General features: G+C 45.8%; 12 protein-coding genes. 2 read left to right on the forward strand and 10 right to left on the reverse strand.

Annotated features, from left to right (window positions below):
* Window positions 1–173 precede the first annotated feature (173 nt).
* Window positions 174–1,046: an SDR family oxidoreductase gene (locus C0Q44_RS13170; protein ID WP_105407789.1), complete on the reverse strand. Its 873-nt coding sequence runs from the start codon at window positions 1,044–1,046 to the stop codon at window positions 174–176.
* A gap of 422 nt (window positions 1,047–1,468) precedes the next feature.
* On the opposite strand from C0Q44_RS13170, the gene C0Q44_RS13175 reads away from it, so the two are divergent.
* Entirely contained in the window at window positions 1,469–3,028 is a 1,560-nt protein-coding gene (locus C0Q44_RS13175; protein WP_105407790.1) for a histidine kinase N-terminal 7TM domain-containing diguanylate cyclase, read from the forward strand.
* A 137-nt stretch (window positions 3,029–3,165) separates the two neighbouring features.
* Here the strand turns inward: C0Q44_RS13175 and C0Q44_RS13180 are convergent, their stop codons facing one another.
* The 4 genes from C0Q44_RS13180 to citZ form a co-directional block, all read right to left on the reverse strand.
* Complete coding sequence (locus C0Q44_RS13180) at window positions 3,166–3,591, reverse strand: hypothetical protein (protein ID WP_105407791.1); 426 nt, start codon at window positions 3,589–3,591, stop codon at window positions 3,166–3,168.
* A gap of 135 nt (window positions 3,592–3,726) precedes the next feature.
* On the reverse strand, window positions 3,727–4,668 hold the full coding sequence (gene mdh / locus C0Q44_RS13185) for a malate dehydrogenase (protein ID WP_105407792.1): 942 nt from the start codon (window positions 4,666–4,668) through the stop codon (window positions 3,727–3,729).
* A gap of 15 nt (window positions 4,669–4,683) precedes the next feature.
* A complete protein-coding gene (gene icd / locus C0Q44_RS13190) occupies window positions 4,684–5,976 on the reverse strand; it encodes an NADP-dependent isocitrate dehydrogenase (protein WP_105407793.1) in 1,293 nt (430 codons plus the stop codon).
* A gap of 147 nt (window positions 5,977–6,123) precedes the next feature.
* The gene (gene citZ, locus C0Q44_RS13195) at window positions 6,124–7,236 is read right to left on the reverse strand and encodes a citrate synthase (protein WP_105407794.1); all 1,113 of its coding nucleotides are present in this window, start codon (window positions 7,234–7,236) and stop codon (window positions 6,124–6,126) included.
* Window positions 7,237–7,741: 505 nt separating this feature from the next.
* Here citZ and ytvI point away from each other — a divergent pair.
* Complete coding sequence (ytvI, locus tag C0Q44_RS13200) at window positions 7,742–8,860, forward strand: sporulation integral membrane protein YtvI (RefSeq protein ID WP_105407795.1); 1,119 nt, start codon at window positions 7,742–7,744, stop codon at window positions 8,858–8,860.
* Between the two features lie 110 nt (window positions 8,861–8,970).
* On the opposite strand, the gene C0Q44_RS13205 is transcribed toward ytvI, so the two are convergent.
* The 5 genes from C0Q44_RS13205 to accD all read right to left on the reverse strand — a co-directional run bounded on the left by C0Q44_RS13205 (window position 8,971) and on the right by accD (window position 13,515).
* Entirely contained in the window at window positions 8,971–9,369 is a 399-nt protein-coding gene (locus C0Q44_RS13205; RefSeq protein ID WP_105407796.1) for an FxsA family protein, read from the reverse strand.
* A gap of 7 nt (window positions 9,370–9,376) precedes the next feature.
* Window positions 9,377–9,883 carry an acyl-CoA thioesterase gene (locus C0Q44_RS13210; protein ID WP_105407797.1) on the reverse strand — a complete coding sequence of 169 codons (507 nt, stop codon included), beginning with the start codon at window positions 9,881–9,883 and terminating at the stop codon, window positions 9,377–9,379.
* Between the two features lie 130 nt (window positions 9,884–10,013).
* The gene (pyk, locus tag C0Q44_RS13215; protein WP_105407798.1) at window positions 10,014–11,441 is read right to left on the reverse strand and encodes a pyruvate kinase; all 1,428 of its coding nucleotides are present in this window, start codon (window positions 11,439–11,441) and stop codon (window positions 10,014–10,016) included.
* Window positions 11,442–11,547: 106 nt separating this feature from the next.
* A complete protein-coding gene (locus tag C0Q44_RS13220; protein WP_105407799.1) occupies window positions 11,548–12,621 on the reverse strand; it encodes an acetyl-CoA carboxylase carboxyltransferase subunit alpha in 1,074 nt (357 codons plus the stop codon).
* Complete coding sequence (accD, locus tag C0Q44_RS13225; protein ID WP_105407800.1) at window positions 12,622–13,515, reverse strand: acetyl-CoA carboxylase, carboxyltransferase subunit beta; 894 nt, start codon at window positions 13,513–13,515, stop codon at window positions 12,622–12,624. It abuts the gene before it with no gap.
* Window positions 13,516–13,739 lie beyond the last annotated feature (224 nt).

Raw genomic sequence — 13,739 nt, forward strand, 5'->3', positions numbered from 1 at the left:
AAATATCATATATGTATCAACAGAGATACAGACTTTTGTAAACAGGTGCTAAACTGTATCTTCAACTTACTACTCCACTCACATACACAAAGGCGCACCGCTCAGCCATGCCGAAAGCGATACGCCTTTGTATATATATTCTCTCCTAACCTGGATCCTAACTTCTTAACGTATCACCCGTTCACTACTTCGCCGCCATTCACATGCATCACTTGTCCGCTCACATATGAGGAATCATCCGAAGCAAGGTATACATAAGCGGGAGCAAGCTCATCCGGCTGCCCTGGGCGCTTCATCGGCTGTGTTGCGCCGAACTCACTCACTTTTTTCTCATCAAATGTAGATGGAATGAGTGGCGTCCAGATTGGGCCTGGCGCGACGGCATTGACCCGAATCCCTTTCTCAATCACATTCATCGACAAGGAGCGTGTGAATGAAGTAATGGCTCCTTTGGTTGACGAATAATCAAGCAAGGTGGGGCTGCCCCGATAGGCCGTAATCGAAGTGGTGTTAATGATCGTACTGCCTTGCTTCAGATGAGGAAGTGCAGCCTGCGTCACATAGAACATGCCAAATATATTGGTACGGAAAGTACGCTCCAGCTGTTCGGGTGTAATATCCTCCAGATTCTGTTGTGGATGCTGTTCTGCGGCGTTATTCACGACAATGTCCAGTTTGCCCAGTTCATCTACCGTCTGTTGAACCGTTTTCTTGGCAAAGGCAGGGTCACCGATGTCACCGGCAATCAAGATGCACTTGCGTCCTTCCTGCTCAACCTGACGTTTCGTTTCCTTGGCATCTTCATGCTCGCTCAGGTATCCAATGGCTACATCTGCGCCTTCTTTGGCATACGTAACGGCAACGGCTCGTCCGATCCCGCTATCGCCCCCTGTAATGAGCGCAACTTTACCCGACAATTTACCAGCGGCTTTGTATTCCGGCTTCTCAAATTCTGGTCTGGGATGCATCTCTGATTCGATTCCCGGACGTTGATCCTGATGTTGCGCAGGCATTGTTTTTTGATTTTGCTCCGTTGTGGTTGACATCTAACATTCTCCTCTCAAAATGTGAACATATTGAGTTACAAAAGACATGGGAATCACTGCACACTTCCTTGTCTTTCGTTCTCTGAAAAGTCTCATTCTGTAGGATGGCATGAACAGTCCAGATTATTCTTCTGCGCTGAACAGCACCCAAAGTTATGTGTGCTCTCTGTAATTGTTATTTACCACACGCTTTGGATATCAAACAAAGAATTTGCGTCATAATTATCTTTAAAAAATTTCAAACTTTTTTCGAAATTAGACTGTTTCACGATAGAAAGTGTGTTCCTATGCTGCTTGGGCTGATGTACAATGTAGAGTATACAGATATGCTTTTATTCTCATTTCACATGACTCATTCAGGTTGCTTTTCTACTCAACATTTCGAACCTAACCAACATTCTAAACCGACATGGAGACTGACAATGGAATCGCACATTAATTTGTATATAACACTTGTAGCCACTTCAGCCGTACTGAATGTGTTTTTGTGTTTATATACGTATTCTAGAAGATCAGAGATCCCCAGTTCCCAAATATTCATACTCTACACAGGAGCATTATCCATATACACATTCGGATATGCGATTGAGCTGGCCAGTAACACGCTGGAACAGATGAAGTTTTGGACTACCGTGGAGTATATAGGCATGCCCTTCTCCGCATCTCTCGGTTTAATCCTGATGGTGAAGTATACGGGGAAAACCTTGTCCAAAAAGGTAACTGCCGTACTGTTTGTCATCCCTTCCATCACGCTATGTATGGTAGCCACCAATGATTTTCATCATCTATTTTACAAAAAGGTATGGCTGAGAGAAGATAGTCCGGTACCCCTTATGGATATTGCTATAGGACAATGGTATGTGATACACGGGGCATTCACGTTCTCCTGTCTGTTGTGCGCTTGCCTGATTCTCATTGGACAGTGGCGACACACCAAGAAGATGTACCGTCGTCAGTTACTCACTCTGATTACTTCACAGATTATTCCCATGGTCGCAGCTTTCCTGTATTTAATTGGTCTGACTCCGGGAGGAATGGACCCTGTACCTGTGCTTATGTGCATCACATCTGCCATGTATATCTGGGCTATTCTATCTTCCAGACTCCTGACCATCGTACCGATTGCCAAGGACAGTATCTTCGAGAGCATGCGTGAAGGTGTTATCGTACTGGATAGTTCCAACCGTCTGGTTGATTACAACAGATCTCTGCGTGATATGTTGCCAGAGCTTAATCAAACCATGGTGGGCCAACCTCTGAATGACATATGGCTTTCCCTTGCCGGAGAGACATTTCCGGTTGAATATGGCAGAGAAGGTCTGCAAACGGATCTCTACTGGCAGTTATGCGGAGAGACTGTATGTTATCAGGTCAGAACATCTTATGTATTTAACAAAAATGCACAGGTCGTGGGCACTCTGATTATGCTAATCGATATTACAGAACAACGTTTCATGCAAGAGCAATTGAAACAGTTGGCTTATTTCGATGGTCTGACCAAAATCTATAATCGCACTCAATTTCTGCTTAAAGGGCGAGAAATGTTGAGTGAAGCAGACCTTAGTCTGCAATCCGCGTCTCTTATTTTATTGGATATTGATTACTTCAAACGCATAAACGATACGTATGGGCATGACGTTGGTGATCAGGCCCTCGTTCATGTTGTCTCCGTATGCAATCGCTATCTTCGTAATGACATGATGTTCGCACGCTATGGAGGTGAAGAGTTCGTCATCGCTCTTCCGAACACCTCGCTTCAAGAAGCCGCGCAGCTTGCAGAACAACTGAGAGTGGCCTTGTTGAATGAACCGCTCGATATACAGGGGGTTCCTGTAACGTTGACTTCAAGCTTTGGTGTTGCCCAATATAATGGAGAGTCAGACTCCCTGGAGTCCTTGTTGCGGGATGCTGACCATGCGCTATACGAGTCCAAGCGCAATGGTCGAAATACAGTGCGTGTACATGCTGTAAGTATGGCATAACCAATGAAGCCCCCTCTCTCATCATAGCAACAACAAAAATAGACAGCCCAAGAGGCTGTCTATTTCATATCTGTATGCTGTACATACCGTCTTACATTACATCTCAGCCGAGATGGATTAACCATCCTCAATTGGACTTAGATTACTGTGTTATTCACCATCAAATACACCATGATCAACAAGAACACTGCAAGAAGTGTACTGAACATACGGATCTTGCTCTGTTCAGGCCCCACATCACGCTTGCTCTTCACACCTTCTGCTGCGAGACGAAGCGGTTTACCCATAATACCGCCAACAGCCGCAATAGCCAGAAGTAGAACAACAACGACAGCCATCCACAGATGAGAATACTCACCTTTCGTCATCAGGTAACCACCCGTAAGAAGTTGAATCACAAGTCCATACTGCGCGATTTTGTTCAACGAACGGAGCGAAGAAAATGCCCCCTCTTGTGCTGCTGCATTCAAATTGCGGATTTTACCGACCACGAATGGCAGGATCAGATAGAATCCCATCGCCAGTGCTCCAATAATATGAAGCAGATACATAATCATTCCCAAAATTTTCATCCTCCTCAACATTTTCGGTGTGCTATACATCACATTCCATTATACTGGGGAACTTATCCAAAGAAAAGAAAACCTCCGGGTTCTCCGGAGGTTTTCTCTCTTTTTCTGTTCAAAAAAATATCAAACTTACAAATTCACTACGGAAATGACGTTACGAACCGAGTCAGCAGACTTGTCCAGTCCTTCTTTTTCTTCCGCCGTTAGTTCAAGTTCGAAAATTTTCTCAATGCCGTTACCACCCAGAATGGTTGGTACACCCAAGAACAGATCATTGTAGCCATATTCACCTTCAAGATAAGCGATGACTGGAATGATACGTTTCTTATCCTTCAGAATTGCTTCGGTCATCTGAACGAGTGAAGCCGCCGGTGCATAGTAGGCACTACCGTTACCCAGCAGATTCACAATTTCACCACCGCCAACACGCGTGCGCGCAACGATGGACTCGATACGATCTGCCGGAATCAACGCGTCGATTGGAATGCCCCCCACGCTCGAATAACGAACGAGTGGTACCATGTCGTCTCCGTGGCCGCCAAGAACGAATCCACGAACATCTTCCACCGATACATTCAACTCTTGTGCAATGAAGGTACAGTAACGTGCTGTATCCAGCACACCTGATTGACCGATAACACGGTTTTTAGGAAAACCCAGGGTCTGATAAGCTGCATAAGTCATCGCATCTACCGGGTTGCTTAGAATAATGACAATGGAATCAGGGCAATATTTTTTCACATTTTCACAAACGGACTTCACAATACCTGCGTTCGTATTGACCAGATCATCACGGCTCATCCCCGGTTTGCGGGCAATGCCAGCTGTGATGATTACAATCTCGGAACCTGCAGTATCTTCATAGTTGGAAGTACCGACGATATGGCTGTCGAATCCTTGGACAGGACTGGCTTCCATCATATCGAGTGCTTTTCCTTTCGTCGGGTTCTCCAATTGAGGAATATCAACCAGTATAACATCCCCGAGTTCTTTTTGGGCAAGCATCAATGCGGTTGTGGCACCGGTAAATCCGGCACCGACTACTGTGATTTTTTTGCGCTGAATAGTCACGATTCACATCTCCCCTTACAGGTTTTTAATGATTTGATCAGCGAATTCAGAACATTTCACTTCAGTAGCGCCGTCCATCAGACGTGCAAAGTCATACGTTACTGTTTTATTGTTAATGGAGGTTTCCATACCTTTGTAGATCAGATTAGCTGCTTCTTGCCATCCCAAGTGCTCAAGCATCATTACGCCGGACAGAATAACGGAACCTGGGTTCACGACATCTTTGTCCGCGTATTTAGGTGCAGTACCGTGAGTTGCTTCGAAGATCGCATGTCCTGTTACATAGTTGATGTTCGCTCCAGGAGCGATACCAATTCCGCCAACTTGCGCTGCAAGTGCATCAGACAGATAGTCACCATTCAGGTTCAGGGTTGCGATGACATCGAATTCACCTGGACGAGTCAATACTTGTTGCAGAGCGATATCGGCAATCGCATCTTTTACGATGATTTTACCAGCATCTTCAGCTGCTTTTTGTGCTGCATTCGCTGCATCCGTACCGTCTTTTTCCTTGATTACATCATATTGTGCCCATGTGAATACTTTGTCGCCAAACTCTTCTTCAGCCACTTCGTAACCCCAGTTTTTGAAAGCACCTTCGGTAAATTTCATGATGTTACCTTTGTGTACCAATGTAACGGTCTTACGGTTATGTTCGATCGCATACTCCACTGCTGCACGCACCAGACGTTTCGAACCTTCCGAAGATACAGGCTTGATACCAATACCGGAAGTTTCAGGGAAACGAATTTTGTTAGCACCCATTTCCTGTTGCAGGAACTGGATCACTTTTTTCACTTCTTCTGATCCTTCTGCAAACTCGATTCCTGCATAGATATCTTCCGTATTCTCACGGAAAATGACCATATCTACCAGCTCAGGACGTTTCACTGGAGAAGGTACACCGTCGAAATAACGAACAGGACGCAAGCAAGTGTACAGGTCAAGCTCTTGGCGAAGTGCTACGTTCAAGGAACGGATACCGCCGCCGATTGGCGTTGTCAGTGGTCCTTTGATCGCTACGATATATTCGCGAATGGCTTCAAGTGTATCATTCGGCAACCACTCACCGTATGTATCGAATGCTTTTTGTCCAGCAAACACTTCATACCATGCAATTTTTTTGTTGCCATCATATGCTTTTTCAACAGCTGCATCCAATACACGCTTGGAAGCTTTCCAGATATCACGGCCTGTACCGTCACCTTCGATAAATGGAATGATCGGGTTATTAGGTACTTGAAGTGTACCGTTATCAATTTGAATTTTTTCGCCTTCAGTTGGGTGAGCAAATTTTTCTAATTTCATAGTTAAAATTCCTCCTAGGTTTCGTATATGCAGTATTTATTATACCACTATTCTTGTTGATGGAAGGGTCATGAAAGTTCAAGCAGGTATCGCTCAGACTTCCCAACCCTTCACCTCGTCCATATGATTATACTGTTTTTGCGGCTATTAGCGAAGTTCAATGGAAACGTATTTCTGATCTGTAGGACCTGTGTACTCGGCACGTGGACGAATGATGCGGTTGTCCGCGAGCTGTTCAAGAATATGCGCAGTCCATCCAGACACCCGGCTGATCGCAAAGATCGGCGTGAACAATTCCTGTTCGATCTCCAGTTGGGTATATACGGAAGCAGAATAGAAGTCTACGTTTGGCTTCAGTCCCTTTTGTCCTGTCACCAGTTCCTCAATCTTCACAGACATATCATACAGACGTGTATCATTGTTCATCTCGCCCAGTTCCTTGGACATTTTCTGTAGATGTTTGGCACGTGGATCGCCGTTTTTGTATACACGATGTCCGAAGCCCATGATCTTCTCACGGTTATTGAGTTTTTCCTGAATAGCCGCTTCCAGGCGATCCGGCGTACCGATCTCATTCAACATTTTCATAACAGCTTCGTTAGCACCACCATGTAGTGGTCCCTTCAAAGCTCCGATGGCGGAAGTTACACCGGAATAGATATCGGACAGCGTAGCAACCGTAACTCGTGCTGCAAATGTGGACGCGTTCAATTCGTGATCCGCATGCAGGACAAGCGCTTGGTCCAGAGCTTTGACTGCGGTCTCGGATGGTTCTTCACCAGTCATCATATATAAAAAGTTCTCTGCGATGGAAGCGCCTTCTTTTGGTGCCACAGGTTCTTTGCCTTGACGAATACGAGCGATGGCTGCCACAATCGTTGGCAACTGTGCTTGCAACTTAACCGCTTTGTTCTCGTTCGCTTCCGTTGTCATCTCATCGGCTTGTTCATCATAGAGTGCAAGTGCTGAGACTGCGGAACGAAGGGCTGCCATGGTACTGATGTTTTTCGGATACAATTGGATTTGTGCAATCAATTCGCTCGGAATCGGCGCGTAATCGCTCAGACTTTTACGAAGGGATTTCAATTCATCCGTTGTCGGCAATTTACCAAACCACAACAAATAGGCAACTTCTTCAAAGCAGGCATGTTCAGCCAAATCGTCGATATCGTATCCACGGTATGTAAGCACACCGTCTACAATAGAACTGATCGAAGAGGTTGTTGCAACGATGCCTTCCAGACCTTTGGTAGCTGTCATATTACATCTCTCCTTTAATAAGCGAAATCAGGAACCATTCCAGAGTGTTATATAAGTGCCACAATGCACCTATCCTCTTGTGTAAACATTTTCATTTTAGAAATTTCCAAAAAATCCATAATACGGTTTCCCTATCTGTCAATCGGTATTTACTTATAACATCATACTGGATTTTGTCGTTTATGTGAACACGATGAGAGATCATTCGTACATCAAACTTCTTTATCAGACCGATAAAGCATTTTTGAAAGCCTTTACAAAAACAAGGTTGACATTTAATGTTTGTTAACCTTTCCTGTCGTTATAACAAATTTTCTATTGCTATATTCTGTAAAACTGAGGCATACTCTAGGCAAAAGAAAGATCCGGAGTAAACTTCCCGGCGTTTCAAAATCTTGTCATTGCTCTATATGAATAAGATAGCCATCTATTGTTCTTTCTTATATTCCTTTGTCATCGCATAGTACCTAGGTCTGGTTTGAATTGAAATAAGGAGAGTTGATGCTTGGATAGAATTATAATGAAACGTCTGTTCCGCGGCTTATGGGTCATTATTGCTACCGTTCTGATCGCCGTTGCCATATACTTGCTGTTCCCGCTCTTATACCCTTTTGCAATTGCCTGGATTATCGCCTATGCGATGAATCCATTGGTGAAACTACTTCAGCTTAGAGCACGATTCCCCCGCTGGCTGGCGGTTACTCTTTCTTTAATCCTGTATTTCGGAGCCATTGCAGTGGTGTTGTCTGCGGCTGTTACCCGTATGGTGAAAGAAGTCATCTCACTGACGACGAGCTTCGATCTTCATGTGGATGAGATTAAGGAAACGTTCGTGCGCTGGACTCAAAATGACACCATTCAGAGCTTGATTGCACAGATCAATGAATTCTACAAAGAGAATCCAAATTATCAGGAAACCATCAACAGCAATATTAGTAAAACGACCGAAACGGTAGGCACAGCTGTGACAGATCTGGTCACTGGATTTTTCAATATGATCCTGAGTCTGCTTACTTCCCTACCCAACATTGGCGCAGTATTAATCGTTGTTCTATTGTCTACATTCTTCATTAGCAAAAGTTGGACCCGTCACAGTATTACCGTCTCAGGCTGGGTACCCTCTTCCATTCGCAAGCCGATCGCAGACATATGGACTGATCTCAAGAAGGCATTATTCGGCTACGCAAGAGCGCAATTGATCATGATCTCCATAACAGCATTATTCGTCATGATCGGATTGCTTATACTGCAAGTCAAATCTGCCTTCACCATCGCTCTGATTATTGGTCTGGTGGATCTGCTTCCTTATCTGGGTGTTGGTCTGGTCATGGTACCCTGGGCGGCATACCTGTTCATGAATGGTGATCTGTATTTGGGCATTGGTATTAGTGTTATATATCTCATTTTGCTGATCGCCCGCCAGATTATCGAACCTAAGGTCCTTGCGAGCAGTGTGGGGCTCGATCCACTAGCCACGCTCGTTGGCATGTTTGTAGGATTGAAGCTTTTTGGTATACTTGGCTTGATCATCGGTCCTGTAAGCTTGGTGATCCTCGATGCGTTCAATCGTGCGAATGTGTTGCGTGACCTCAGAACGTACATCATTAACGGGCGTGTCCGATGAGGCTTCATTTTATGAGTTTGGAGAATTTTCAGCATGATGAAAAATACAAGAAGGCTCCGTTCAACAGATTTGATCTGCTGAGCGGAGCCTTTGTATATGGCTCTTGTTCCTTATTTAGGACGGCGATAGAACGTGATACTGCCGCTTTTCATTTTTTTCTCCAGCCAACCCAGGAAGAACAACCGGTATACCGGACGTGTTAATGGAAACACCAGCGTAAATCCGATTAGATCAGTTACAAATCCTGGAATCAAGAGCAAAAAACCACCGACAAAGATAAAAAGACCATCGACCATTTTTCTACCCGGTACCTTGCCACGCTCCATCTCGGATTTGGCATCCACCAGAACTTTTCGCCCTTCAAACTGCAACATGGCTATACCAATCAAGGACGTGAGAAACATGAGTAGTAATGTCTTTCCGGCTCCAATCCAGTCACTCATCAGAATGAAGCCAAATAATTCAATCACCGGAATGATTAATAGTAAAGCCCACATCCATTTTCGCATTGACGTATTACCCCTTTCCAGAAAGCCACACCTTTTCAAGCGCGCTGTATAGCTCAGAGGCTGCCTTATCCAGCCTGACCGGCTTCCAGTCCCCGTTCACCCATACATGCTGGGTAGAGCCTGTAACCAATCGTTCACCGGGGAGCGATTCATCACCGGACCACACCCGTTCTCCAATCGCCATGTGCGCTTCAGGTTCTTCCGACATGCGTCTTACGTCATATTCGTAATTCAGTCGTAGACCACTAAATGCTACAATCCGAGTGAAGATGATGATCTCATCATCATATCGAGCAGGCTTGTGATATTTCACATCCAGTCCGGTTACCGGAAGCAGTAACCCCTGTTCCTCCATTTTACGATATGTATACCCCATTTGGCGAATCATCTCGGTTCGACCGATTTCAAACCAATTTAAATAGTTCGCGTGATAAACCACACCCATCTGGTCACTTTCTTGATAGCGTACACGAAGACGTGCCGCATACCAGCTACCATTGATCTCTTCTCGCATGTGATCGGCCTCCTTCGTTATTCCATTCATACGTGTGAACTGGTTGTAACGTGTCATTAAGATGGAAAAAAGCAATGGGATAATAACACCCCATTGCTTCTTCCTGTTGCTTCTTCATCCAAAAACGCAATTAAGCGTTGTTTGGAATTTGGCTTACTTTGATCAGGTTGGTAGAACCGGAACGACCCAAAGGTACACCCGCTGTGATCACAACCAGGTCTCCTTCTTTAACCAGTCCGGATTTAATACCGCCCTCGATTGCATTTTCGAACAATGCATCCGTGGAATCAACCAGTCTTCCTTTGACTGGCGTTACACCCCACGCCAGGCAAAGACGACGAGAAGTTCTATCTTCCGTTGTCACTGCGATGATTGGAGATTCTGGACGATACTTGGAAATCATGCGTGCAGTATGTCCTGATTCAGTTGAAGTAATGATCGCTTTCGCGTTCAAATCTTGAGCTGAAAGGGCAACCGATTGGCTGATTGCTTCCGTAACGGTTGTCTGTTGAGCAACACGTTGTTTCAGATACAGCTCTTGGTAAGGCAGAGCCGATTCTGCTTTTTCAGCAATACGGGACATCGTCAGAACGGATTCAACCGGGTATTTACCCGCAGCTGTCTCACCGGACAACATGATTGCGTCCGTACCGTCGAAGATCGCATTCGCCACGTCACTTGCTTCCGCACGAGTTGGACGTGGGTTACGTTGCATGGAATCCAACATTTGTGTAGCTGTAATTACAGGTTTACCTGCAACGTTACATTTTTGAATCATGCGTTTTTGTACCAATGGAACTTCTTCCGCAGGAATCTCAACACCAAGGTCTCCACGAGCAACCATCAAGCCGTCAGACACTTCAAGGATTTCATCAAGGTTATCGACACCTTGTTGGTTTTCGATTTTGGAGATGATTTGGATATGTCCGGCATTGTGTTTTTCAAGCAGTTCACGAATCTCAAGTACGTCACTTGCTTTACGAACAAAAGAAGCCGCGATGAAATCGACACCTTGCTCAATACCAAATACGATATCGTTAGCGTCTTTTTCAGTGATACCCGGCAGAGAAATGGCAACGCCCGGAACGTTAACACCTTTTTTACTTTTGATCGAACCGCCGTTAACGATACGGCATTTGATCTCGGTGCCTTGCACTTCCACCACAGTCAGTCCGATCAGACCGTCGTCGATCAGAATAGTAGATCCCGGTTCAACATCATTCGGGAGATCTGTATACGTAATGGAAAGACGTTCTTTGGTGCCCAGAATTTCTTCTGTTGTCAAAGTGATGTACTCATCTTGAACCAATTCAATCGGCTCAACTTCGAGTTTACCTGTCCGAATTTCCGGTCCTTTGGTGTCCAGCAGGATTGCTACTGTTTTGTTCAACTCTTCGCATGCTTGGCGAATCGCTACGATCCGTCCGCCGTGCTCATCGAAATCACCGTGGGAGAAGTTCAGACGGGCCACATTCATACCGGCCATAATCAATTTTTTGGTATTCTCCAGAGATTCACTGGATGGACCAATGGTACATACAATTTTCGTTTTGCGCATTTTGGGTTTCCTCCGATTTTAAAGGTCTAACTTATATCTCTCTTTTTCTTTTTCCAACTATTAAATTTACTATACTTTTGCTCATTTGTATAGGAGTTTCGTCACATCATTCAGCATTTCCCGACAAATTTCTCACTGTCCCTGCCTGTACGGGCTGTTCAGATGCTTCCGGCTGGGCCAATTCAGGCTCTTCTTCTATAATCGGTTCTACCGGTACCGCGGGTGCTTCAAACGTAACGGAACCGATTTTACGGAATTTCTCATAGCGATCCTGCTTCAATTGATCCGCACTCCAACCTGTCATCTCGTCGAGATGACGGACCAAAGCTTCACGGATGAAAGCAGCAGACGCTTCATAATCCCGGTGAGCACCGCCGCGTGGCTCAGGGATAATATCCTCAATAACTTCCATTTCCAGAAGGTCTTTGGCTGTTATTTTCATCGCTTCAGCCGCCTGATCTGCCTTGGATGCATCCTTCCACAGGATTGAAGCAGCCCCGTTCGGAGATATCGCAGAATAGATCGCATGCTCCAGCATTAACACACGGTTACCTACAGCCATTGCGAGAGCACCGCCGCTTCCACCTTCGCCGATGACCACAACAATAACAGGGACCGAAAGCTTCGCCATTTCCATCAGATTACGGGCTATCGCTTCCGATTGCCCTCTCTCTTCAGCAGTATTACCCGGATACGCCCCTTTAGTATCAATAAAGGTAATAATTGGACGGCCGAATTTGTTCGCTTGTTTCATCAACCGCAGCCCTTTGCGGAAACCTTCCGGATGAGCGCTCCCGAAAAAGCGGGCGATATTATCCTTCGTATCTTTTCCCCGCTGTTGTCCGATCACCGTAACCGTCTTTCCGTTCAGCTTCGCAAGCCCACCAACAACCGCAAGATCGTCTCCGAACATGCGGTCGCCGTGCAGTTCAATGAAATCGGTGAATATCAACTGAATCAGATCCAGCGCAGTGGGGCGCTGCTGATGCCGCGCCAAATGCATCTTCTGAGCTGGCGTTATGCCCGTGTAGATCTCTTCTTCAAGTCTATGATAACGTTCTTCCAGGCGGGCAATTTCATCCGTGAAGTCGATGCCTTTTTCCTGTCCAAACTGTACGAGTTCTTCAATCTTTTTGCGCATCTCAACCAGAGGCGCTTCATATGGCAACTCACCCGCCATTTAGACCCCTCCTTTTTCACTATGCATATCCAGAAGCTTGCCAAGGGTGGCTCGAAGTTCTTTCCGATGGACAACCATGTCCAACTGACCATGCTGCATATTGAATTCAGCCGTCTGGAAATCATCAGGCAATTTCTGACGGATCGTTTGCTCAATCACGATTCTGCCGGCAAAACCAAATACAGCTCCGGGTTCGGCGATATTAATATCGCCCAGGCTCGCAAAGCTGGCCGAGACTCCACCTGTCGTCGGATCTGTAATGACCGAAATGTACAACCCGCCCTGTTCATCCAAACGGGATAAAGCTGCGCTTGTTTTGGCCATTTGCATAAGACTTAGAATACTCTCCTGCATTCGGGCACCGCCAGATGTGGAGAATATGATCAACGGCCAGCGCTTCTCTGTTGCATACTCAATGGCACGCGTAATTTTCTCCCCTACAACCGAACCCATGCTGCCTGTGAAGAAATCAAAACTCATGACAGCCACAACGACAGGCAGGCCATCAATCATGCCCTCCCCCGTAATTACCGCTTCCTTCAGACCGGATTTCAGGCGCTGCTGTTCCAATTTGTTGCTGTATCCAGGAAAGCCAAGCGGATCAACTGAAATCATATCAGCATCATGCTCGACAAACCCTTGATCATCAAGGACCATGGCAATGCGCTCCATAGCGTTAAGGCGCATATGGTAACCGCAAGCAGGACATACTTTCAGGTTTTTTTCCAGTTCCTTGCTATATTGAATGGTGCCGCATTTGCTGCACTTGTTCATAAGCCCTTCAGGTATTTCACGTTTTGGACGTTCTGGGGCATCCTGGCCTTCGCCGGGAAGCGCACGCTCGGAAGGTATGGTAGCGTACTTCCGTTTTTTCTGGAATATATCTTTGAACACAACTACACCTCTCCAGCCGTTGATTTGATGGCCGCAACCTGCAGTTTGCTGCTTGTAACAGCTTCACACGCGCGCTACGGTAAACCGCTTACGACCCACACGCTGCCATGGGCCTTGTCCAGCATTCACAACAAAAAATCCGCCGGCATAAGGCAAGGATCAGCGGCTTCTGTCAGCACGATTGATGTTACCTGCAATAACCGAAAGATTGTTGCGCCGATGTT

The organism is Paenibacillus sp. PCH8, assembly GCF_002968835.1.
Classification (GTDB): domain Bacteria; phylum Bacillota; class Bacilli; order Paenibacillales; family Paenibacillaceae; genus Paenibacillus.